Genomic DNA, 22,759 nt, shown 5'->3' on the forward strand with positions numbered 1-22,759 from the left:
GGCGCTTTGGGCGCCCCCTTTATCGTCAACGTATCCGCGAACTGGCTCAGAACCGACTCGCGAACCGGTACGGATTAGAACTTGATCTTGCGGTATTCTTCCAGGGCAGCAGCCTGCTCTTCGAAGGAAGCGAAGCCGGCCTGATGCAGGGCGTCTTCCACCGTGCTGCTCCAATCCCAGGTCGCGTAGATGACGGGCTTGTGGAACATGGAGCGGAAGCTTTCCAGCTCGGTGCGGTAGAAGGATTCCTTGGGGGTATCCAGATGCTCACGCAGCTGCTCGTGACGACGCTGCAGCTCGCCTTCGTACCATTCCTGGATATCCTGGGGCAGCGTGTACTTCTTCAGGATGTGGCCGTAACCGGCCTCTTCCATCAGCTTGGCAAGACGCTGATGATGCTGCTTGCCCAGCCATTCGCCCAGCTTGGACGTGGGGATGTTCTCGGCTTCCACAGCGGCGATATCGAACACGGTCTGGAAGTAGGTATCCGGCACTACCGAAGCGGAGACGATACCGGCGATGGCCACCAGGCCGCGCAGGATCACGCTGTTGGAGATACCCTGACCGCAGAAGCCCACCTTCTTGCCGTACTTCTGGCCGGTGAAGATGCTGACCAGGATGGCCCAGACCACGGCGGGATCTTCTTCGTCGTAGATGTGGCCCAGACGCGCGTTGTCGCGGTCCGTGGCCAGCACCATCTGGGTCATGTCGTTGGAACCGATGGAGAATCCGTCGAACTCCTGGATGAACTGCTTGGCCAGGATGGCGTTGGAGGGGATTTCCGACATCTGGATGATGCGCAGGCCGTCCTGACCGCTGGTCAGCTTGTGCACCTGGCTCAGGTAGGTCCGCATGGAGCGGGCTTCTTCCAGGGTACGCACGAAGGGCAGCATCATCTGCAGGTTGGAACCGCCGTACACGCCGCGGGCCAGCTTGAAGGCTTCGATTTCCCAGTCGTGGATATTGCGGGACACACCGCGGTAACCCAGCATGGGGTTGTCTTCGTGATGTTCGAAGAGGTTGCCGCCCAGCAGGTTGCGGTATTCGTTGCTCTTGAAGTCCGTGGTACGGTACACGATGGTCTTGCCGTAGAAGGCCATGGCAAACAGGGCCAGGTTCTGGGCCAGCGTCTGCACATAGTGTTCCTTACCGGTGCGGAAGCCGCGGGACTTGATGATGGCGCGGATCTTTTCAGGCAGAGCGCGCACGTCGTCCATTTCCTTCTTCAGGCCGCCACGCAGGCTCACTTCTTCACGCAGGCGGGCAATGTTGCCCAGCAGAGAATTCACCACGGGCAGATCCTTGATGCGCTTCACATGCTCTTCCACCGAGGCTTCGATCTCGGCGATGCGCTTGGCCGATTCGGGATCGGAGGGCGAAAGCAGGGCCAGCTCGTCGTCATAGCCCATGATGATGCGCACATGATCGGCCAGATCCACAGAGGTCTTGAGGATCTCCAGGCGGCGGGAAGCCATTTCCATATGCTGGTCGATCTTGTGGTCGAGCTCACGCATCTTGCGATGCTGCAGCAGCACTTCTTCGGCGCTGAGGCTGCGGTCGGCATCCACTAGAGCGGAGACTTCGGCATTGAGGCCGGTCACTTCGCCCACGTATTCACGCAGGTTGAAGTTGAACACGATGAGGCCGGCAGCCATCTGCTCGCGCAGGACCTTGGAAAGGTTATCTTCCAGTTCCTTGAGCTTGCCCTGCACCACGTCTTCCAGTTCGCCGTTATCGAAGGCTTCCAGAGCCTGGGGATGGATGCTGATGTTGCCCAGCATGAACTCGGCACGCAGCAGCCCCACTTCGAACTGCGGGAACTCGCGCAGACGGGAGAGGAACAGGGCCTGGCCCACGTCCGCCAGCACCAGGCCGACCTTGGTCTTGGTGGTGGGCAGTTTGGCCACGTCCATTTCGCCGCCCACTTCACGCAGGGGCAGCAGACCGCGATACACCCGGCCGCGGGTACCGTCGACGGTCACTTCCACGCCATCCAGGGCGCGCAGCACGTCCAGGCGCTGGATGCCGATGACGGCGGCGATGCCCAGTTCACGCGAGGTGATGGCGGCGTGGCTGGTATCGCCACCCACGTCGGCCATGATGGCGGAGGCCACACGCATGCCGGGCACCATGTCGGGGTCGGTACGCTCGGCGGCCAGCACGTCGCCCTTGGCGACCTTGTTCAGTTCCAGAGCCGAACGCAGGAAGCGCACGGTACCGTGACCGGCACCGCGGGAGGCACCATTGCCTTCCACCAGCACTTCGGCATTGGCGGCAGCCTTGGCGTCCACTTCGCGACGGCGCATGAAGATGGTGGTGGGATGCAGCTCCAGCTCTTCGTTCCAGCGGGTCTCGGGGCGGGCCTGCACGAACCACAGTTTGTCGTTGGCGTCGATACAGAATTCCGTATCCATGATCATGCCGCCGTAAGCCTTGCTCACGGCACGCACGCCCTTGGCCACACGCTCGGCCTGGCTCAACGACAGGGCCCAGCGCAGGGCTTCCAGTTCAGGCACGGCCACTTCACGGGTACCACCGCGTTCGTCATAGACGATCTTCATGTCCTTGCAGCCCATCTGACGGATGACGACTTCACTGCCGTCATCACGCTGGAAGACATAAAGCTTGTCGGGGGTCACCTTGCCGCCCACCACAGCTTCGCCCAGACCGTAGCTGGTATCGATGCTGACCAGGTCCTTACGGGCCGTGCCGCGGCAACCGGTGGACGTATCGGCCGAGAAAGCCGTACCGGAGATCACGGGGTTGATCATCTGCATCATGCAGACGGAAAGCGAGGTGTTCTCGATGGCCCATTCCTGCTTGGCATTGATGGCGATGGCTTCATCGCCGGTCTCTTCAGCGCGGGCAATGGCATCGAGGATGGCCTCGCGGCGGTAGGTCATGGAGCGCAGGTTGTACGCGGAAGCACAGTCCCAATGGTAGGCTTCCACGACCTTGGCCGGGCCCACCATGTTGAGGTAGGTGTCCTGCAGACCGGCAAAGGCTTTTTTGCGGGAGTCTTCACCGGCAGCCGAGGAACGCACGGCCACGGGAGTCATGTCGTCGCCGTTCTCGTTGCAGATGGAGAGGTAGGCACCGCGCACGGCCTCATCCACGTCCTGGGGAAGATCCACGGACAGGATGGCGGCCTGCACCATGACAGAACGTTTGCGCAGCTGGTCGATACCTTCGGGAGAGGTAGCAAAGCCTTCCACGATGGTATTGATGAAGGTGCGCAGTTTGGTGTGGGACTGGTCCCCTTCCGCAGCGGCAGCGTCATGGATCTGCTTGCCGAGCTGGCGGACGAACTTCTGCAGGAAGTCGGGGTCCTGGTTGATTTCGGGATCATTCCAGTCGATACGGCCGTACTCGCGGTCGACGACCGCGCGAACGATACGCCCGGTAACCTTGGTCTCATCCAGCACCCTGTGGAAAGCGAGCGAAGAGATGGCGCGGAAATAAGGCGCCTGGATACCTTCGATCTGGCTGATGAGGGCCGTGTTGTAGTTCTTGCCACCCACAAGCAGCTCGGCTTCTTCGCCGATCGCCACGATGTCGGCGCCGGTCAGCACCAACTTTTTGCGGATAGCTTCCGGGGATTCCTCTTTCTTAGTGGCAGCCGTTTTGGCCATGACTTCCTCCGTTATACCAGGAAAGAAAGCTTTTGATTGCAATCATCATACCCTAGCAGGCACATCCTGTCCACAATGCGGCGCAAATGCGCCACACGGCTAGATCACGCGGGATCCGCAGTAAGGACAGAAGGAGACATTGTCCATGGGGATAGGTTGTGCGCAGGCTTCATTGCTGCAAATACGCGGCACGGGGCCCAGTTCGACGAGCAGCTCGCCTTCACGCACGGATACCATCTGCTTGTTTTCCTTGAAGTCGGCCGTCTTCAGCACGCGCTTCACGACGCCATCCACAGGAGCCAGCACAGCCTTTTCCTGCTTCATGATGGATACGTTGAACAGCTCTTCGCCGGCCTTCACGATATCGCCGGGGTGGACGTACATGACCCACAGGTCGCCATTGCTGGGCGACGCCACATGGAACTTGTTAGCAGGATCCGCCATGGTCAGGCCCTTGGCCTTCTGGCCGGTGGGCTGGGCGACCTGCACTTCGCAACTCATGATCTCGGAGTCCAGCACGTAACGGCAGATGACGACACCGGCATCGTTGGGACGGGAGATGCTCAGCAGCAGCAGATGGTGGGGCTTACCGCTGCGGTCATTGAAATAGAGGTCCTGGCCGGGCTTGAGGCCTTCGAACCAGACATGCAGGGGCAGATTGTTGGGATCGCCGTACTGCATGCGGAACTGCATGGTCTTGAGGGCATCGGCCGGATGATTCAGGTACAGGACGAACTCTTCCTTGGTGGGCTTGCGCTTCAGCAATTCGGTGCAGGCAGCTTCTTCGGCGGCCAGGTTCACGTCCGGCAGGCTTTCCAGAGGCGAGACTTCCGTACGGTTGGCGATGGCGCTCTTCCACTCGGAGCCAAAGGCGCTCTCGTAGACCCAGTCCGCGGGGAAGCCCAACGGCAGGCGGCCGAACTTGCCCAGCAGCAGCTTGCGGAAGGCGTCGTTGCAGTCCTGGTAGATGTTCAGGCGGGCCTTGCGCATCTCGCTGGAAAGTTCGGATTCGGGCGTACGGGTGACTTCGTTGAGCACTTCGAGCAGGAAGCGGACTTCTTCCTCGCCGCCGCGCTTCCAGGCCCCGGTGACCGCCAGGAAGGCGGTGTTCCAGGTGATCTGCGAACCGGGCGTCACGTCGTGGTAACGAACGATCTGGCGGGTCCCTTCCAGGAACTTGAGCATGTAGGGCAGCAGATGGATGTAGCCCTGCTTCATGGCGCCTTCCTGCGAGGAGGAAGTAGCACCGCCGGGCATGCCGTGGCGGGTCACATCGTAGTCGATGCCCTTGAAGTACGGCGAGCAGTAGCGGTCATAGTAGGGCATGATCTGCTTGCAGACGAAGTTGGCGTCGCGGATGGCATCCTTGTTCAGATGGCACTCCAGGCCCAGCTCGTCTTCCATGTAAGCCACCGTGGCCAGCACGTCGCCCTGCCCGTAAGAACGGACAGCGGAGCCCAGGCCCACGTCGATGATGTGGGCACCAGCCTTGGCCGCGGCCCCGCAGGCGGGGATGAACAGGCCGTCGGTGCAGTGGCGGTGGTAGTGCAGCACCAGTTCGGGCCAGCGCTTGCGCAGAGCCGTCACCAGCTCGGTCATGAAGCGCGGCGGGCAGACACCGGCCATATCCTTGAGGCCGAGGATGATGCTGCGGGCAGCGGTCTTTTCATCGGCGCCCATGATGTCGGCCATCATGCGCAGGATGTTCTCGGTCACACCCAGATAGTGATTGACGTCGAAGCCCTTGGCCCACGAAAGGGAGATGGCGGGCTGGAAGACCACGTCCTTGCGGTCCATGACCACTTCGGCGATGGGGCGCATGTTCTCCACATGGTTCAGGAAGTCGAAGCAGCGCACCACTTCGTAGTGATCGCAAATCATCTCGCCGGTCAGGCGCATGAGGTTGCGCGGCTGCGGCGTGTAGCCCAGCACGTTGGTGGAGCGCACCAGCAGCTGCTTGAGCGTCTTGGGAGCGAAGCTCTTCCACTCCTTCGCTTCGGAGAAGGGATAGGTCATGTTGGCCAGCATGGCCACATGGAAGTGGGCGCCGCCGCCGTTCTCGATGGAGAAGTAACCGGCATTGTCCAGGTAGGGACCGATCAGGCGGTCTTCGGCCAGGCGGAAGCGGTTGCCGGAGTTGGACTGGGTGAAGTCACGCGGCGTGGTATCCGTAAAGTGCACGTAGCCGCTGTCGCGGATGAAGTCCAGCAGGGCGCGGCGGTCGCCCTGAGGATAGGGAGACGGCTGGCGGCGCAGCTGGCTGGGGATGGGCGGCAGCACCGGATCGAAGGCGCCCAGACGGGGCGTGGTGACGGAACGGTATTCCCCGAGCTGCACATGAGGGTTGTAGCCCTTGGCGGAGATCTCCGCCACCAGGCGGGCCAGACGTTCGCTTTCGGGGGCCACGTCCCGGTACTGCATGAGCTCGGGATGGTTGGCCACGAAGTTGGTGTTGATCTCGCCCTTGCGGAACAGGGGATGCTTGAGGATCTGGCGGTGGAAGGGGATGGTGGTCTTGATGCCGCCGATGATGTATTCGCTCAGGGCGCGGTCCATGATGCCCAGGGTCTTTTCCCAGTCGTGGGCATAGGAGATGAGCAGGGAGCCGGCCGAGTCATAGTTGGCCGGGAACTCATAACCGGCACTGATGTTGGAGTCCAGACGCACACCGGGGCCGCCAGGCGACACGTAACGGGTGATCAGACCGGCATTGGGAGCGAAGTTCTCCTGCGGGTTCTCGCAGTTGATACGCACCTGCATGGCACAGTAGGAAGGACGCAGGTTCTCTTCGCGGTAACGCAGTTCCGCACCAAAGGCCACGGCGATCTGCTCTTCCACCAGGTCGATGCCGTAGCGGCATTCGGTGATGCCGTGTTCCACCTGCAGACGGGTGTTGACTTCGATCATGTAGGGCGTGCCGTCGGGCGTGACCAGGAATTCCACCGTGGCCAGGGAGTGGTAGCCCACGGCGCGCACCAGGCGACGGGCGTAGTCCTTGAGCTGTTCGCGCAGCTGGCGGGTCATGCCCGGCCAGGGCGAAGGCGTGATCTCGACGAGCTTCTGATGGTTGCGCTGCACGGTGCAGTCGCGTTCGTCAAAGGCAAAGACATTGCCGTACATGTCGGCGATGACCTGGATCTCGATGTGGCGCACATCGGCCAAGAACTTTTCCACGAACAGGCGCGGATTGCCGAAGGAGGCCTGGGCCATGGTGGAGGCCTTGAAGAAGGCGTCTTCCAGCTCGGCTTCATTGTGGATAGCGAAGATACCGCGGCCACCGCCGCCGCCTTCGGCCTTGAGCATGATGGGCAGACCGATCTCGGAGATCAGCTGACGGGCGGTGGCGATGTCCACGGCCCCGTCAGAACCGGGCACCACGGGGATGCCCAGCTTGCGGGCCACGGCGCGGGCCTGCACTTTGTTGCCCAGCAGGTTCATGGCTTCGGCAGTGGCACCGATAAAGGTGATACCGGCTTCCTTGCAGCGCTGGGGGAAACGGGTGTCCTCAGAGGCAAAGCCCCAGCCGGGGTGGATACCGACAACGCCGCGCTGGCGGGCTTTGTCGATGATGCGGTCAATATCCAGGTAAGCGCGGGGATCGGGTCCGAGCAGAATCAGTTCCTTGGCAGTGGATGCTGACGGCGCAGTTTTATCCACATCGGTGGCTGTCATGGCCGCGACGGCGTCAAAGCGTTCGCGGATGGAGCGACAGATGCGGCGGGCGGGAATGCCACGGTTGGCGACAAGGATCACCTTGCCCTTGAGAAATTCCTGGACGTCTGCAAAGGATTTGTTGGCCATGCCTTTTTGCCCTTTAGTAATGATGCGAAAGACGCAGGCTTCCGCTGTAAAAAACCTCCTGCCGGCCATTGCGCGACAGGCACAGTCCTCCATCATGGCACAGCCCTGTCAGAATGCCCTCGACGACCTCATCGCCGTCGTCGAGACAAACGCAGGACCCGCGCCAGAGCAGGAAGCTCTCGGCGAGATCCTTCCAGTTTTTCTTTAGAGAACCGCCGGTACTATACTCGCAAAACAGGCAGTTTACAAGTTGATACCATAGGCTCTCGGCGGTAAGAAATATTTTTTGTGATTTTTCCAGGCCCGAAACCAGAGCCTTCGCGGGCATGGCGGCCCCTGCACGCAAGGTCTCGGCCGGCGGGGCCCAGGCCACATTGATGCCGATGCCGGCCAGCAGGACGCCCGCCCTTTCTTCCAGCAGGATCCCCGCCACCTTGGCGGGGGTGTCCCCGTCCAGCACGGCAAGATCGTTGGGCCATTTGAGGCGCACCTCGAAGCCCAGCTTTCCCAGAGCGGCCGCCAGCATGGCCCCGGTCACGGTGGAGGCCGCGGAACTGGCGAACGGCTCCTGCATGGGGAGCCGCAGCGCCGCATAGATATTGCCGGCGGGCGAGACCCAGTTCCGGCGCAGCTGTCCCCTGCCCTGCCGCTGGCTGCTGACCAGCACGCTCTGCCAGGGCGCCAGCAAGCCGCGGCGGGCCAGGGTATGCCCCACATCCAGTGCGGACGAGACCTCACCGAAACGCCAGACCTCAGGCCGCCCGGCCCTTTGCTCCCGCGCCCCGTTATGGCATGATGTCGTCATGAAGACCTACCTTGTTGGCGGTGCCGTCCGTGACATCCTGCTGGGACAGGCACCGGTTGAGCTGGATTATGCCGTGGACGGAGACGATGCCGCCTTTCTGGCGACGCATCCCGATGCCGCCCGCGTGGGGAAAAGCGTTCAGGTCTGTCTGTGGCACGGCTGTGAATTCATGCCGCTCCGTGGTGGGAGCCTGCCTGCGGATCTGGCCGCTCGTGACCTGAGCGTCAATGCGCTGGCCCTGGATGCCGGCGGGCATGTGCATGCCCATGCCAGGACGCTGGCTGATCTGGAGCGCAGGCTCCTGCGCCCGGCCTCGCCCGACGCTTTCCGCAAGGATCCCCTGCGCCTTTTCCGCCTGGCCCGCTTTGCCTGCCGTCATCCGGACTGGCAGCTGCACCCCGATTGCCTCCGTCTGGCAGCGAAGGTACCGGAAAGCGCTCTGGCGGCCATTCCGGCGGAGCGGGTCGGCAGGGAGCTGCTCAAAGCTCTGGCCCTCCCCTGCCCCGGCCGCTTTCTGGAAGTCCTGGAGCAGCTCCACCTCTGGCGGCCGTGGTTCACGGAACTGGAAACCATCGCCCGCATCCCCGCCGGGCCTGTACGCTGGCACAGCGGTTCGGTGCTCCAGCATACCGTCCGGGTCATGAACGCCGTGGCCGGCAACAGTCTGGCCGTCTGGATGGCCTTCTGCCACGATCTGGGAAAGCTGCTGACTCCTGAGGAAGAACTGCCCCACCACTACGGACATGAGCAGCGGGGGCTGGCGCTGGTGCGCCTTCTGGCCAAACGGCTGCACCTGCCCGTCCGGCGGGAAAAGGCAGGACTGCTGGCCTGCGAGCTGCATATGAAGGCCGGGCTATATGACCGTCTGCGCCCCGGCACACGCCGGGACGTGCTCTGGACCGTGGCCACGCGCGGCCTGATGAAGGAGTTCTGGAGTGTGGTGGATGCCGACAGCAAGCAGGACATCAGCAGCAAGGCACTGGAGGATACGGCCCTGCTCCGCACCCTAGGGCTGCCGCCCCAATGGCAGAACAAAGGAGCGGAATCCGCCCGCAAATTGCGGGAACTGCACTGTCAGGCCCTGGTCGGCAGCAGGTCGGCCTAGCTCCAGACTTCCGCCTCGGCCCTGCTCCGGCACCAGTCGCAGAGGGCATCCATCTCTTCACCGTGGTCATATCCGGCCAGGTGCCCCACGGAATGCGCCAGCAGGCGCAGCAGATGCTCTGCCGGGTCCTGACCGTAAAGCAGGCATTCCCTGTTCAGCGTATCGAGGGAAAGGAGCATCACCCCCGGCAGGCTCTCATCACCGGGGAACGACAGCACATTGGTCGGGCCTGTGCAGCCCATGTAGCGCTGATTGGCCCGGGCGATGCAGGCATCGTCCACCAGATGGGCTTCCACAGGGCCCAGCGGACAACCGGCCTCTCGCGCTGCGGATGTCAGGGCATCCAGTATCCTGCTTATCTGGCGTGGGGGCACAGGCAACAGCCAGGCCCCCGCCGGACAATGATCGATGACCCGGACAGCCATCATTCCCGCCCCGCCTGTTCTGTACGGGCCAGCTGTTCGGCTTCCAGCTTCTCCGCGGCTTCGACGGCGGCAGCGTCATGCACACGGCCGTGATGATGCCCGCTGTGGCTGTTCTCGGCTTTTTCTTCCGCCTCCCTGGCAGCCGGGGCGTTCTCGTGCCCCTTGGCTTCGGCCTTGCTTTCGGCCGGGCGGGCATCCGCGTTTTTGCCTTCCGCAGCCTTGCCTTCCTGCTTGCCTTCGTTCTTGGCCGGCGGATAGGCGATGCGCTGGTGGAAGATGCCCGTCAGGATGCGCTGGAAGTTCTCGCTCAGGTAATGCAGATCCTTGAAGGTCAGTTCGGACTCGTCGAGCTGGCCTTCGGAGAAGATGCCCTTGATGATGGTATCGATGTGCGTCCTGATACGGGCAGGCGTGGGATCCGTCAGCGTCCGGCTGGAGGCCTCCACGGAGTCTGCCAGCATGAGGATGGCGGCTTCCTTGGTCTGGGGCCGGGGACCGGGATAGCTGAAATCCGATTCGCGCGGCCGCTCGCCCATATTGATGGCCTTCTGGTAGAAGTAGCGGATGACGCGGGTCCCGTGATGCTGGCGGATGATGTCGATGATCTCCTGCCCCAGCTTGTAGCGCTCGGCCAGTTCCGTGCCCTTCTTGACGTGGGACGTGATGATGAGCGCACTCATGGAGGGGGCCAGCTTGTCATGCTTGTTGGGACCGCCGAACTGGTTCTCGATGAAGTATTCGGGATAGGTCAGCTTGCCCGCGTCATGATACAGGGCCGCCACCTTGCACAGCAGGCTGTTGGCTCCGATGGCCTTGGCCCCGGCTTCCACCATGTTGGCCACCACCAGAGAATGATGATAGGTGCCGGGGATGGTCACCATCAGTTCCTGCATCAGCGGATGCTCAAGGCTCATGAGCTCCATGAGACGGAAACGCGTACTGTAGCCAAAGGCCAGCTCCAGCACGGGGCTGACGGCGAACAGCAGGATCAGGGACAGGAGGCTGTTGATGGCCACGGCCCCCAGCTGCATGGGGAACTCGTTGGGCGAGATCTGCGCCAGCAGGGCCATGCCCAGCCAGATGAGCGACTGCCCCACCGTCAGGGGGATGATGCTCCAGACAACGTCCTGCCGGGTCTGGGCATTGGTCACCAGCCAGGTGGCCAGCATGCCGCCCAGGAAATGATACAGGAAGAAGGTGTAGTCCGCCTGGAACATGAGCATGGCAAAGAAACAGAGCAGCAGGCTCATGGTGCAGTAGCGGCGGGCGGCAAAGACCATGGCCACCAGCCCCACGCCCCCGGCGATGGGGAAGGCCACGGCATAGTTGGCCATCAGCGTCAGGCTGTCGAAACGGGTGGCAAGGCAGAACGCCCCCTTGGCCCCCACGCTGAACAGGAACAGCACCAGCGAGATGAGCAGCATGTCCTTGCAGCGCAGCGGCGTGCCGGGCTTGCCGCTGGGCGCCACGAAGAAGCCGATGGACAGGATCAGGGAGAACAGGAAAGCCCCCAGCACCACGCCCCAGCGGACGGGATCGGCAGCGCTCTTATACAGGGTCTGCAGTTTGAGCTGCTGCTCGCGGCTCACCCTGTCCCCCTTGCGCACCACCAGCTCGCCTTTCTGGATCTGGTAAAAGACGGGCTCCACATTGGCCACCACGGCTTCACCGCGGCGCTGGGTCGTCTCACGGTTGAGCGTCAGGGACGCCGGGACCGTCGCGGAAAGCAGGATGTTGATGGCCCGGCGGGAGTGGGCGTTGAGGGTATCTTCCTGCCGCAGCAGGGACGAGATCTCGGCCAGGAAGGACTGCACATCGGGCAGCGTGGTCACTTCGGGGCGCAGCAGTTCCGAACCGTTGTCGAGGTTGCGGATGACGACCCCGGCCCGTCCAGCTCTGGCGGAGCGGATGTCGCCCACGAGGCCTTCGGCCAGGCGATCCCGGATCAGCGGCATCAGGGTCTTGAGGAGGTACTGCTGCACTTCCGGCAAGGCCAGCTGGGGCAGCACCTCTTCGGCCACCCGGGGCGTCAGTTCTTCCACCAGACGGCGGACAGAGGCCTCCCCTCTCGGAAGGTCCGCCAGATCTTCCTCGGCTCTGGGCAGAGGACGCTGGGCGGCAACAGGCGCGGCAGGAGCGGGCGTGACCGGGGCTTCCCCGGCCTGTCCGACAGTAGGCGCGCTGTCCTCCGCTTCGGGAGCCGCCGGAGCGGCTTCTTCCGGCACAGGCTTGACGCTCTGCAAGCCCTTGTGGTCGGCCATCACGTTCAGATGATGCAGGATCCCAAGGATGCGGTTCTGGAACATCTCATAGGGCTGCATGCTCAGGTCGTAGACCGAGGGCTGGAGCATGAGCACCTGGCGCTGCCGGGCCTTACTGGCCTGCACGTCTTCCACCAGGATGTCGCGGTCAGCGATGACGTCACTGTCCGCAACCTGCCCCGCCACATAGACGCGGCTTTCCGGCGTCAGATTGGCACCGGCCAGCAACGAGAGGAAAAGCAGGGTCAGGATCAATACCAGCAGGCCGCGACCGCAGTGGTGACGCGTTCTCAGCGTCTGCCACAGGGCCACCATGCTGGAGGGTCTAGCTGTCTTTTTCGGCGTTGTCGTAGGCATTGACGATGGCTCCCACCAGAGGATGGCGCACCACGTCAGCCTTGCTGAAGTGGTGCACGGCAAGACCGGGGATCTTGTCCAGGATGGCCAGGGCATGGACGAGGCCCGAGCGGGCCCGCCCGGAAGACGGGTTGACGGGCAGGTCGATCTGCGAGGCATCGCCCGTGACCACCACGCGCGATCCAAAGCCCATGCGGGTCAGGAACATTTTCATCTGCTCGTGGGTGGTGTTCTGGGCTTCGTCCAGGATGATGAAGGCATCATTGAGGGTACGGCCACGCATGAAGGCCAGGGGGGCCACCTCGATGGTCCCCACTTCCAGCATGGATGCCACCTTGGGCTGGGGCACCATGTCGTGCAGGGCATCATACAGGGGACGCAGGTACGGATTGACTTTGTCCGCCAGGTCGCCGGGCAGGAAGCCCAGCCGCTCCCCCGCTTCCACGGCGGGACGCGTCAGCACGATGCGCTTGACCTGATGCTGCTGCAGCATGGAGATGGCCATGGCCACCGCAAGATAGGTCTTGCCCGTACCGGCAGGCCCCACGGCAAAGACCATCTCGTTTCGGCGCAGTATATCCAAATACTGCTTCTGGGCCACATTGCGGGCCGTCACCGTCTTGCGCGGCGTATTGACGAAGACAGCCTCCTGGAAGACCTGCCGCAGGTTGAGCCCGGGATCGGCCGCCAGCATGGCATAGGCCCGGGACATGTCCTGCTGGCTGATGCTGATGCCGTTGCGCAGCATATCATAGAGCTGCACGAAAAGCCGGTACAGGCACTGCAGGACAGCATGGTCCGGACTGGAGAAAAAAACAGAAGCACCGCGGCTGCCTATCTGGGCACCGCTGGCAGCGGCCAGCAGGTCCAAATGGGCATTGCGGGGACCAAACAGCTGATTGGCCAGTAAAGGATCATCGAAATCGATCCTTTCCTGAGAAGATGAATATGAAGCCATGATTTTTGCCTAGCGTATTTTGGGCTTTCTGTCCATGAAAGGGCTTCCGGCTCCGGCGCACTATTCCTTAAAGTATAACTTTAATAAAATTGGAGCTGCGTTCAAAAAAATAAGGGGGCACCCCAGGCGCCCCCCTTGCAGCTTTTTATGTTTCCGGACTAGCCAGCCAGCTTTTTGGCCAGCAGCTCATTGACCAGCGCGGGGTTGGCCTTGCCGCGGGTCGCGCGCATGACCTGGCCCACAAAGAAGCTGATGAGCTTGGTCTTGCCGCCACGGAAAGCCTCCACTTCGGCGGGATTGTCGGCCAGCACCTTGTCCACGGCCGCTTCCAGCGCAGAGCTGTCGGAGATCTGCACCAGGCCCTTTTCCTTGACGTAGGCTTCGGGCATGGCGCCGTTTTCCATCAGGTCGGCAAAGATGTCATTGGCGATCTTGGCACTGATGAGGCCCTTGTCCACGATGCTGACCAGCTCGGCCAGAGCTTCGGGCGTCATGGCACAATCCTGCACATGCAGGGAGCGGGCGTTGAGCTCGCGCAGCAGCGGGCCGAGGATGAAGTTGGCCACCTTGCGGGCATCGGCTTTGGCCGCCGCAGCCTCAAAGAAATCGGCCATGGCACGGCTCTGCACCAGCACTTCCGCCTCGGGTTCGGGCAGGCCCGTCATGGCGATGAAGCGCTGCATGCGGGCGGCAGGCAGCTCGGGCAGTTCCTGCTGCCAGCGGCTGAATTCCTCATCGGTGATGGTCACGGGCAGCAGGTCGGGATCAGGGAAGTAACGGTAGTCGTGCGCTTCTTCCTTGCCGCGCATGGAAGCCGTGATGTTCTTGGTGGCATCGTACAGGCGGGTCTCCTGCACGATCTCTTCCCCGTCCGCCAGGGCATCCTGCTGGCGGGCGATCTCGTAATCGATGGCTCGCTGCACATTGCGGAACGAGTTCAGGTTCTTGAGCTCGGTACGGGTGCCGAAGGTCGTGCTGCCCACAGGACGGATAGAGACGTTGGCATCACAGCGGAAGCTGCCCTCCTCCATGTTGCCGTCGCAGACGCCCAGATAGGTCACGATGCCGTACAGGGCCTTGAGGTAGGCCACGGCCTCGGCGGAAGAACGCATGTCCGGCTCGGAAACGATCTCCACCAGCGGCGTCCCGGCGCGGTTGAGGTCCACATAGCTGACGTTCTCGCCCTGGGCATGGATGTTCTTGCCCGCGTCGTTCTCCATGTGGATGCGCGTGATGCCGATGCGCTTTTCGGCACCGTCCACCGTGACCGTCAGATGCCCATGCTCGCAGATGGGCAGGTCGAACTGCGAGATCTGGTAGCCGGACGGCAGGTCGGGATAAAAATAGTTTTTGCGGGCGAAAATGGAATTGCGGTGGATACTGCAGTTGGTGGCAAGGCCCACCAGGCAGGCATAGTGCACGGCCTGCCGGTTAAGCATGGGCAGGGCACCGGGCATGCCGCCGCAGACTTCGCAGACATTGCTGTTGGGAGCCTGCCCGAAACTGGTGGGGCAGGAGCAGAAAAGTTTGGTGGCCGTAGCCAGTTGTACGTGGACTTCCAAGCCGATGACGGCTTCATATGCAGGCATGAAAAACTCCGTGAACCAGATGTTAGGAACGGCTGATGGTCGCGTCGAAATATTTGCCGACGCCGTACTCGCCACGCCGTGTAAAGCGGGCCGGATCGGGCCCGATGATCTGCATTTCCCTGTTTTGCCGCTGCACGTCCAGGGCTATGCGCATCTCCTGGGTGCAGCCGGTAGAAAAAGTGGCGTCCTTGCCGGACCAGATGGGCGGGACCTTGCGTCCCATGAGCCGGAAGCTTTCTTCGATATCAGCAAATGTCTGGAAACGCCAGACGTCGATGAAGCCGCTCCGCTGCACGCGCTCCCACATGAACATGAGGTCGTCCCCGTCCATGCCCTCCACGAAATGCTCGGCAGGATTGACGATCAGGACGTTGTCCAGGCGTTTGCGCAGATCGCCCACAAAGGTCCGTGCCAGTGAGATGGCGGTCTGGGTCTCGCCGGGGATGCTGCCGATGATGCAGCTGTAGAACATGACCGTACGGCCGTTCATGCGGGCCTCGCGCATGCGGGCGATGATGCCGTCCGCATGGGCCGCCACGTCCTGCTCGGTCAATTTTTTTACCCCGGGCGCATGCCGGCGCAGGGCCAGATGCATGTCCGCGCCGTCATGCCAGTAGCAAAGGATATCGCGGGTGAACTCGCAGCTGGTGCCCAGCAGCATGTCGGCCGAACGCCAGCCCTTGGCCAGGATAAGGTCCGCTTCCTTCCAGGCACGGGAAAAACTGATGGAGACCCGGTACAGGTTGAGCCGCTCACGCGTCCCGTCGCTGATGACCAGCAGACGGTGCTCGCGCAGATGGCGCAGCAGCTGGCTCTTGCTCAGGTGGGCGTCACGAACGATATAGTCCTGCTTCAGCTCCTCACGCAGGACAGGATCCTCTTCCACGTCATCCAAGGTGGGCGCATAGAAGAAGAAACCGTCCTTGACGGCAAAAATGACACGATGCTGCATGCGCAGCAGCTTGCGCACCACCGCCAGATCGAAGACCACCCCGCCGTCGGCATCACACAGATACAGGATGGTCCGCGGCCGGGAGGCCAGGTCATCCAGGTAGCTTTCCAGCTCCGTAGCCTTCTGCTCCGCGCGGTGGAACTCTTCTTCCAAAAATATCCTGTCGGGGACGGCGGTCTTCAGCTCCAGCGTATAGGCGGAAAGGAACAAATGACGGACCAGGCTGCAGGCATCCAGCCGGGCCCGGGCCGCCTCGAGCGTATCCGGCAGCGGAGCTACCGGCATGCCTTCAAGGGCGGTACGCACGCTCTCCGAGCGCAGAATCTCGCGCTGCAGGATATTGAGCGCATGGCGGCGCTGCCGCCAGGGATCGCCATCGCCCAGCCCCTGGGCCAAGACGATGTTGGTCATGCGCTTGATGAGACGCGGCGGCAAAAGCGTATGCTGGGCAACCGCACTGCGGAAGCGGTAACGACAGAACAGCAACAGCGCCCGGCGCTGCATCCTGTCCGTCACGAGGGACCGTACAAGGCGCACGAGGATGCGCCAGGCGCGATTGTACTCTTTTTGCAGCCGTCGGGGCATGGTCGGCTCGCACAGCAAGGCGAACATGGCGTCCGAACAGGGAAGATACACGCTGCCGGGGCCGCCGGCTACCATGAATTTCAGCTGTTCAGGACTGGCAACGATGTGCGGATTGAGGCCATGGACAAGGTTGTTGTCGATGAACAGATTGTACAGCCATGCGTCGAAGCAGGCATCTTTTCCCAGCCGGACATCAGCCATGCGGCGCGGCGCGTTCCCATTCATGCGGGCCTCACTTGTGTTTGGCGCCCGATGCCATATCCGTCACGAAGCCGCGCGTCCGCAAGCGTTCAAAAAACGGCATTTCCTTGCCCACAAAGCAGACGGCGTCTTCCAGCCCCGTCACCTCCACCCGGTCCCCCACCTGGAGCAGCAGGCCTTCCTGACCGTCCACCGTGATGTAGGTCTCGGTGGTACCGGGCAGCAGGTCGATACAGAAGCGGGTCTTATGGGGAAAGACCATGGGGGGGATGGTATTCAGGAAAGGACAGATGGGCGTGAACACCATGCAGTTGAGGCTCGGGTACAGCAGCGGGCCTCCGGCGGAGACGCTGTAGCCCGAACTGCCGATGGGGGTGGAGATGATCACGCCGTCACTGCGCAGACGGCACATCTCCTGCCCGTCCACGCCGATGTCCATGTTGACGAGCCGCGAGAGGGCCGCCCGGCTGAGGACGACGTCATTGACGGCCACGCCCTTGGCGAGCGTGCTTTCATTGCGTACGACTTTCCATTGCAGGGCCATACAGGTACGCTCGGGAGTGATGCCTGCCAGGGAATCGGCAAGGCCCTTCTCCCACTGCTCCGGCTGGATGTCGGCCAAGAAGCCGACCCGGCCGAAATTGATGCCCAGCAGGGGGATGCCCCGGCCTGCCACCCGACGGGCCACACCCAGCATGGTGCCGTCCCCTCCCAGGACAACGGCAAAATCCAGATCGGGAAGAGCATAGGCGGGATCGTCAAACCCTCCGCTGATGGCCGTGACAGAGTGTCCCCTGGCGCGCAGCCAGGCACCGATTTCAGCTTCAAGACGTGCCGCACGGTCACTGTTGGCCTTGCGGACCACGAGAATATGGCGGGCTTTGCTTTGCATCCTTTTTCTCTACGTTATAGGCGCGCGCAGTGCAAGTGGGAAGAGGCTTTTTATCTTGTCAGGGCAGTTGCTTTGTCTTAAAAATGGTACGGCCGCAGGCCATCAGGACGACACCATGCAGACAGCGCAGGACATCATAACGACATACAGCCGGACAGGCGCCCGCCTGCGCGAGGTCTTTTTCCAGGAAAGAACGCCCCTTTTGCAGAAGGCGGCCCTGCATATGGCCCGCTGCCTTATCCATGACGGCAAGGTGCTCGTCCTGGGCGAAGGGGCCGCCGGTATTTGTGCCCGTGCCGCAGCCCAGGCCCTGCTTGACCGGCTCGATCTCGACCGGCCGGCGCTGCCGGCCATCTTGCTGCCGGCCGGGAGCCCGGGGGGGCAGACGGCGGACAGAGCGGCCCTGCGGCAGCTCGAGGCTCTGGCCCGGCCCGGGGATGCGCTCCTGACATTCCTCCCCGACACAGCACAGACGGCCATGGGCCCCGTGCTGGCACTGGCGCAGGAGACCGGCATGTCCTGCATCACTCTTTGCGGGCGTCCTGTCGCGGGTCTGTCCCTGCCCGGGCTCGTGATCGATGTCCCGGATGCTTCCGGGGCCCCTGCCTCCCTTGTCCATGAACTGCTTTTTGCCGCCGGCCATCTTGTCTGCAGGCTGGTGGATTACTATCTTTTCGAAAACGTGACGGCGATCCAGACCGTCGATCCGCAGTAAGAGGTTACACGACCATGCCCATCTACGAATACACTTGCACCAAATGCGGCAAGGATTTTGAGGAACTTGTCTTTGGCGATGACCTGCCCGCCTGCCCCCATTGCGGCGCGGCCGAGACCCGCAAGCTGATGTCCCGCTGCGCTCACTGCAGCGGCGGCAACGGCGGCGATGACTCCTTCGCTCCTTCCATGCCCGCCTCTTCCGGCGGCTGCGCCGGCTGCTCCGGCGGTAACTGCGCCACCTGCGGCCACTAGGAGACGCCATGCGCAAAAATCTTGTCATCGCCACCCGCGGCAGTCAGCTGGCCCTCTGGCAGGCCGAACACGTCAAAGCCTGCCTGGAGTCCCTGGAACCGGGCCTGAACATCAGCCTGCGCGTCATCAAGACCCGCGGCGACATCATCCTGGATGTCCCCCTGTCCAAGGTGGGCGGCAAGGGCCTGTTCGTCAAGGAGATCGAGGAAGCCCTGCTGGACGGTTCCGCCGACCTGGCCGTGCACAGCATCAAGGACGTGCCCATGGTCCTGCCCGAGGGCCTCGTTCTGGGCTGCGTGCCCCAGCGTGAGATCTGCGTGGACTGCCTGCTCTCCAACCGCTACGCCTCTCTGGACGAACTGCCCCAGGGGGCCCGCGTGGGCACCAGCAGCCTGCGCCGCCAGGCCCAGCTGCTCAATCTGCGTCCCGACCTGGAGATCCTTTCCCTGCGCGGCAATGTGGATACCCGCCTGCGCAAGATGAAGGAAGGCGAATACGACGCCATCGTGCTGGCCTCCGCCGGGCTCAAGCGTCTGGGTCTTTCCGCGGACCGCATGCACCATTTCGAGGCGGCCTCCTTCGTGCCCGCCGTGGGCCAGGGTGCCCTGGGCATCGAATGCCGTGGTGATGACAGTGAAGTGCTGGAACTGCTGTCCCGCATGGAACACCGCCCCACCCGCATCTGTGTGGAAGCCGAGCGCGGTTTCCTGGCCGGTCTGGACGGCGGCTGTCAGGTGCCCATCGCCGGTCATGCGGAGATGCTGGACGACGAGCGCTTCATCCTGGACGGCCTGGTGGCCGAAGTGGACGGCAGCGTCATCCTGCGCGAACAGCAGGAAGGTACGGCCGCCACGGCACGCGAAACGGGCTTTGCCCTGGCCCGTCATCTTCTGGACAAGGGCGGCAAGGACATCCTTGACCGCCTGTATGCTGAAAACCGGTAGTAATGATGCCCAAGATCCTTCCTCTGCCCACATCGCGACTGCACGCGACGTTCGATCCCGAACGCATCCCCTGGCAGGACAGCCGGGAGATCCCCTTGCCCCGCAACGGGGCGGGCAGCCGCAACGCTTTCCAGCCTCGCGCCATGCAGGCTCTGGACATGGCCCTGAACATCAGGGCCTGTGGCTACAATGTCTATGTCTCCGGCGATGCCAATCTGGGGCGCAGCTATACCCTGCTCTCCTATCTTGGCCCGCAGGCCCGCAAACGGCCGACGCCGCCGGATCTGGTCTATGTCCACAACTTTGATGACCCTGACCGGCCGCGCCTGCTTTCCCTGCCTGCCGGTCAGGGCAAAAAGTTCAAGCAGTGCGTGACCTCCACCGTGGACGCCATCCTGCATGAACTGCCCCGCCGCTTCGAAGCCGCGCCCTTCGTCAAGCAGCGTGCCCGGCTGGTGGACAGCTTCCAGAAGGTCCGCAGCGGCCTGCTGAGCAAGATGACCTCCGTGGCCCAGCACAAGGGCTTCCATCTCGACATGGACGAAGGCGGCAGCCTGACCCTGTATCCGCTGGTCAAGGGCAAGCGGCTGAGCGAGGAAGAGTTCGAACATCTGGACGACAGCCTGCGCATGACCCTCAAGCGGCGCGGGGAGACCCTGGTTCAGAGCATGGCCAGCTTCATGCGCCAGTTGAGCAAGGCCGAGGAAAGCTTCCATGACGACGAGCGCAACCTGGAACAGACCGTCATGGCCCAGGTGCTGGACGCCCTGCTGCTCCCGGCCCAGAAAAAACTGCTCAAGGCCTGCCAGAGCGAGGCCCTGGAACAGTACTTTGTCAGCCTGCGCGCGGACATCCTGAAGAACACCGAAGCCTTCCTGCCCCGGGAGGCCGGCCAGTCCGGCCCGGATGTCCCCCATGCGCCCCTGCCGCCGCAGGGCGATCCGCTGTACCGCTATGACGTCAATGTCTTCGTGGACAACAGCCAGCTCAGCGGCGCCCCCATCGTGGTGGAAGACCATCCCACCGCGTCCAACCTGCTGGGCTGTATCGAGCGGGAATCCGAGCTGGGCGCTCTGGTGACGGATTTCACCCTTGTGCGGGCCGGGAGCCTGCACAAGGCCAACGGGGGCTTCCTCGTCCTGCGGGCGGAAGACCTGCTGCAGCATCCCAATGCCTGGGAAGGTCTGCTGCGGGCCCTGCGGGCCAATTCCCTGCGCATCGAAGACGGCGCGGAGACCCCGGATGCCGCCATCCGCACCAAGGGCATCAACCCCGAGCCCCTGAAGCTGGATCTCAAGGTCGTGCTTATCGGTACGGAAGACCTGTACGAAGCCCTGGTCCTCAATGAGGACCGCTTCGCCAAGCTGTTCCGCATCAAGGCCCAGATGGCCGAACGCATGGACCGCAATGCCGCCGGCGTCCGTTTCTATCTGTCGGTCATCGCCCGCATCGCGGAAGAATCCGGCCTGCGGCCCTTCGACCGCACGGCTCTGGCCTGGCTGGTGGATCTGGGCTCGCATCTGTGCGAGGACCAGCGCCGCCTGTCGCTCAAGTTCCCGCTGCTGCGCGAGCAGATGATCGAGGGGGACGCCCTGGCAGGCATGGAAGGCGCCGAGATCGTCACCGGTGATATCATGGAGCGTTCCTATGCGGCGCGCACCTATCGGGCCAATCTGGTGGAAGAGATCTTCATGGAAGAGTACGACCGCGAGATGATCAAGGTCTGTACTTCAGGCAGTGCCATCGGTCAGGTCAACGGCCTGTCGGTCACCGGCTACGGTGATTTTGAATTCGGCCTGCCCCACCGCATCTCCTGTACCGTGGGCGTCGGTCATGAAGGCATCATCGACCTGGAGCGGGAAGCCGAACTGGGCGGCCCCATCCATACCAAGGCCATGATGATCCTCAAGAGCTACCTGACCAATCTCTTTGCCCGCAAGAAACCTCTTGTTCTGGCCGGGTCGCTCTACTTTGAACAAAGCTATGCCGGTATCGAAGGCGACTCCGCTTCCGGTGCGGAGCTGGTGGCCCTGCTCTCCGCCCTTGCCGATGTGCCCGTGCGGCTCGACCTGGCCTTCACGGGCGCGGTCAGCCATTCCGGGCAGATCATGGCCGTGGGCGGCGTGACGCGGAAGATCGAAGGTTTCTTCAAAGTCTGCGCACGGCATGGTCTCACGGGCAGTCAGGGGGTCATCATCCCCCACGACAATGTGGATCACCTGATGCTCTCCCCGGATGTGCTCCAGGCCGTGGAAAAGGGACAGTTCGCCATCTATGCCGTCCGCAGTATCGAAGAGGCCCTGACCCTGCTCACGGGGCTGCCCGTGGGACGCCGCCGCAAGGACGATACATTCACGCCCGGCAGCCTCTACGATATGGTGGATCGCCGTCTGGAACGGTTGGGCGATTATGCCCAGAACTCCTTCCGTCGGACGCGTAAAGGATAGGCGTCATGCATTGACTTGCCTTCATTGAGCGAGTAAACAGTTCTGGCCGATTGTGAAAAAGACGCTTAACCCCCGCAATGACCATGACTGCAAAAAATAAAAAAGAAGCCCTGCTCCAGGCCGCCAAGGAACTTTTTGGTGAATGTGGCTATGTGGAAACCACCTTCAAGAAGATTTCCGACCGGGCTGGTGTGGCCCTTGGACTGCTGACGCATCACTATGGCAACAAGGAAAAACTGTTCCTGGCCTCGGGACTCGATGTGCTGGAACATTTTCTGGTCAAGCTGCGCCAGGCCACGGCTGATGCGGCCTGCGGCTATGATGCCGTCATGCACTTCTGCAAGGCCTATCTGGACTTCTCTGTGGACAAGGACTCCAACTGGCTGGTGCTGGTGCGCTGCTCCCCGTACAGCGATATGAAGACCAAGACGGACAGGGAACAGATGGATTCCATGTTCGCCCAGGTGCATCGTGAACTGGAAGAGCAGATCCAGCGCGGCATCCGCGACGGCAGCATCGTCAATGTGGACAGCAAGGCCACGGCGCAGGTCATCATCTCCCTGATGGTGGGTGCCAACCGTACCCGCGTGCTGACCCCCTATGCCCTGCCGGAGCTCTATGACGAGACCCTGGATTTCGTCTCCCGCTCCATCCGCAAGAACTAGTCCTTCCCTCCCCGCTAAAAAATCAGAACCACCCGCAAAGCGGGTGGTTTGCTCTGGCCCTGTAAGGGCCTGTTACCGGCTGCGCCTAAAGACGCTGGCTTTCACGCTGTTCAAGCCCAGTGCCCTTGCCTCCTTGGCTACCCCTTAAAGGGGTCTTGATATTCGCGTGAT

The 22,759-nt window shown here is 62.5% G+C and carries 15 protein-coding genes; 6 read left to right on the top strand and 9 right to left on the bottom strand.

Annotated features, from left to right (window positions below):
* Positions 1 to 74: 74 nt before the first annotated feature.
* The 3 genes from ACQRCJ_RS09660 to ACQRCJ_RS09670 form a co-directional block, all read right to left on the bottom strand.
* On the bottom strand, positions 75 to 3,632 hold the full coding sequence (locus ACQRCJ_RS09660; protein WP_427799687.1) for a PEP/pyruvate-binding domain-containing protein: 3,558 nt from the start codon (positions 3,630 to 3,632) through the stop codon (positions 75 to 77).
* A 99-nt stretch (positions 3,633 to 3,731) separates the two neighbouring features.
* Positions 3,732 to 7,433, bottom strand: coding sequence for a pyruvate carboxylase (locus tag ACQRCJ_RS09665; RefSeq protein WP_427799688.1), 3,702 nt, complete (start codon positions 7,431 to 7,433; stop codon positions 3,732 to 3,734).
* Positions 7,434 to 7,446: 13 nt separating this feature from the next.
* Positions 7,447 to 8,238 carry a biotin--[acetyl-CoA-carboxylase] ligase gene (locus tag ACQRCJ_RS09670; RefSeq protein WP_168936075.1) on the bottom strand — a complete coding sequence of 264 codons (792 nt, stop codon included), beginning with the start codon at positions 8,236 to 8,238 and terminating at the stop codon, positions 7,447 to 7,449.
* Here ACQRCJ_RS09670 and ACQRCJ_RS09675 point away from each other — a divergent pair.
* Positions 8,237 to 9,343, top strand: coding sequence for a polynucleotide adenylyltransferase (locus tag ACQRCJ_RS09675; protein WP_427799689.1), 1,107 nt, complete (start codon positions 8,237 to 8,239; stop codon positions 9,341 to 9,343). The genes ACQRCJ_RS09670 and ACQRCJ_RS09675 overlap by 2 nt on opposite strands.
* On the opposite strand, the gene ybeY is transcribed toward ACQRCJ_RS09675, so the two are convergent.
* The 6 genes from ybeY to ACQRCJ_RS09705 form a co-directional block, all read right to left on the bottom strand.
* On the bottom strand, positions 9,340 to 9,771 hold the full coding sequence (ybeY, locus tag ACQRCJ_RS09680) for an rRNA maturation RNase YbeY (RefSeq protein WP_205906089.1): 432 nt from the start codon (positions 9,769 to 9,771) through the stop codon (positions 9,340 to 9,342). The two genes, ACQRCJ_RS09675 and ybeY, sit on opposite strands and share 4 nt — an antisense overlap.
* The gene (locus ACQRCJ_RS09685) at positions 9,768 to 12,386 is read right to left on the bottom strand and encodes an HD family phosphohydrolase (RefSeq protein ID WP_240937711.1); all 2,619 of its coding nucleotides are present in this window, start codon (positions 12,384 to 12,386) and stop codon (positions 9,768 to 9,770) included. Before ACQRCJ_RS09685 ends, ybeY begins: the two co-directional genes overlap by 4 nt.
* Positions 12,355 to 13,344 carry a PhoH family protein gene (locus ACQRCJ_RS09690; protein ID WP_427799690.1) on the bottom strand — a complete coding sequence of 330 codons (990 nt, stop codon included), beginning with the start codon at positions 13,342 to 13,344 and terminating at the stop codon, positions 12,355 to 12,357. The genes ACQRCJ_RS09685 and ACQRCJ_RS09690 overlap by 32 nt, the downstream gene beginning before the upstream one ends.
* Positions 13,345 to 13,502: 158 nt before the next feature.
* Positions 13,503 to 14,933: an Asp-tRNA(Asn)/Glu-tRNA(Gln) amidotransferase subunit GatB gene (gene gatB / locus ACQRCJ_RS09695; RefSeq protein WP_006005996.1), complete on the bottom strand. Its 1,431-nt coding sequence runs from the start codon at positions 14,931 to 14,933 to the stop codon at positions 13,503 to 13,505.
* Positions 14,934 to 14,955: 22 nt separating this feature from the next.
* Positions 14,956 to 16,695: an ARMT1-like domain-containing protein gene (locus tag ACQRCJ_RS09700; RefSeq protein WP_303933186.1), complete on the bottom strand. Its 1,740-nt coding sequence runs from the start codon at positions 16,693 to 16,695 to the stop codon at positions 14,956 to 14,958.
* Between the two features lie 7 nt (positions 16,696 to 16,702).
* Entirely contained in the window at positions 16,703 to 17,563 is an 861-nt protein-coding gene (locus tag ACQRCJ_RS09705) for an NAD(+)/NADH kinase (protein ID WP_204625628.1), read from the bottom strand.
* Positions 17,564 to 17,678: 115 nt separating this feature from the next.
* On the opposite strand from ACQRCJ_RS09705, the gene ACQRCJ_RS09710 reads away from it, so the two are divergent.
* From ACQRCJ_RS09710 to ACQRCJ_RS09730, 5 genes are all read left to right on the top strand, one after another.
* Positions 17,679 to 18,278: an SIS domain-containing protein gene (locus tag ACQRCJ_RS09710; RefSeq protein ID WP_168936070.1), complete on the top strand. Its 600-nt coding sequence runs from the start codon at positions 17,679 to 17,681 to the stop codon at positions 18,276 to 18,278.
* Positions 18,279 to 18,292: 14 nt separating this feature from the next.
* Positions 18,293 to 18,532 carry an FmdB family zinc ribbon protein gene (locus ACQRCJ_RS09715; RefSeq protein ID WP_006006004.1) on the top strand — a complete coding sequence of 80 codons (240 nt, stop codon included), beginning with the start codon at positions 18,293 to 18,295 and terminating at the stop codon, positions 18,530 to 18,532.
* An 8-nt stretch (positions 18,533 to 18,540) separates the two neighbouring features.
* Positions 18,541 to 19,476, top strand: coding sequence for a hydroxymethylbilane synthase (gene hemC / locus ACQRCJ_RS09720; protein ID WP_168936069.1), 936 nt, complete (start codon positions 18,541 to 18,543; stop codon positions 19,474 to 19,476).
* Between the two features lie 5 nt (positions 19,477 to 19,481).
* Complete coding sequence (locus tag ACQRCJ_RS09725) at positions 19,482 to 21,923, top strand: Lon protease family protein (RefSeq protein ID WP_168936068.1); 2,442 nt, start codon at positions 19,482 to 19,484, stop codon at positions 21,921 to 21,923.
* A 77-nt stretch (positions 21,924 to 22,000) separates the two neighbouring features.
* Positions 22,001 to 22,588 carry a TetR/AcrR family transcriptional regulator gene (locus ACQRCJ_RS09730; protein WP_006006010.1) on the top strand — a complete coding sequence of 196 codons (588 nt, stop codon included), beginning with the start codon at positions 22,001 to 22,003 and terminating at the stop codon, positions 22,586 to 22,588.
* The last annotated feature ends 171 nt before the right edge of the window (positions 22,589 to 22,759 follow it).

Origin of the sequence: Desulfovibrio sp. SGI.102 (genome assembly GCF_050314315.1) — a bacterium.
Classification (GTDB): Bacteria; Desulfobacterota; Desulfovibrionia; order Desulfovibrionales; family Desulfovibrionaceae; genus Desulfovibrio.

Excerpts from the sequence above, each read along its gene's own strand:
- ACQRCJ_RS09670 (WP_168936075.1), bottom strand. The coding sequence starts at position 8,238 with ATGACGACATCATGCCATAACGGGGCGCGGGAGCAAAGGGCCGGGCGG.
- ACQRCJ_RS09665 (WP_427799688.1), bottom strand. The coding sequence starts at position 7,433 with ATGGCCAACAAATCCTTTGCAGACGTCCAGGAATTTCTCAAGGGCAAG.
- ACQRCJ_RS09725 (WP_168936068.1), top strand. The coding sequence starts at position 19,482 with ATGCCCAAGATCCTTCCTCTGCCCACATCGCGACTGCACGCGACGTTC.
- ACQRCJ_RS09710 (WP_168936070.1), top strand. The coding sequence starts at position 17,679 with ATGCAGACAGCGCAGGACATCATAACGACATACAGCCGGACAGGCGCC.
- ybeY (WP_205906089.1), bottom strand. The coding sequence starts at position 9,771 with ATGATGGCTGTCCGGGTCATCGATCATTGTCCGGCGGGGGCCTGGCTG.
- ACQRCJ_RS09715 (WP_006006004.1), top strand. The coding sequence starts at position 18,293 with ATGCCCATCTACGAATACACTTGCACCAAATGCGGCAAGGATTTTGAG.
- hemC (WP_168936069.1), top strand. The coding sequence starts at position 18,541 with ATGCGCAAAAATCTTGTCATCGCCACCCGCGGCAGTCAGCTGGCCCTC.
- ACQRCJ_RS09700 (WP_303933186.1), bottom strand. The coding sequence starts at position 16,695 with ATGAATGGGAACGCGCCGCGCCGCATGGCTGATGTCCGGCTGGGAAAA.
- ACQRCJ_RS09675 (WP_427799689.1), top strand. The coding sequence starts at position 8,237 with ATGAAGACCTACCTTGTTGGCGGTGCCGTCCGTGACATCCTGCTGGGA.
- ACQRCJ_RS09730 (WP_006006010.1), top strand. The coding sequence starts at position 22,001 with ATGACCATGACTGCAAAAAATAAAAAAGAAGCCCTGCTCCAGGCCGCC.
- gatB (WP_006005996.1), bottom strand. The coding sequence starts at position 14,933 with ATGCCTGCATATGAAGCCGTCATCGGCTTGGAAGTCCACGTACAACTG.
- ACQRCJ_RS09705 (WP_204625628.1), bottom strand. The coding sequence starts at position 17,563 with ATGCAAAGCAAAGCCCGCCATATTCTCGTGGTCCGCAAGGCCAACAGT.
- ACQRCJ_RS09685 (WP_240937711.1), bottom strand. The coding sequence starts at position 12,386 with ATGCCTACGACAACGCCGAAAAAGACAGCTAGACCCTCCAGCATGGTG.
- ACQRCJ_RS09690 (WP_427799690.1), bottom strand. The coding sequence starts at position 13,344 with ATGGCTTCATATTCATCTTCTCAGGAAAGGATCGATTTCGATGATCCT.
- ACQRCJ_RS09660 (WP_427799687.1), bottom strand. The coding sequence starts at position 3,632 with ATGGCCAAAACGGCTGCCACTAAGAAAGAGGAATCCCCGGAAGCTATC.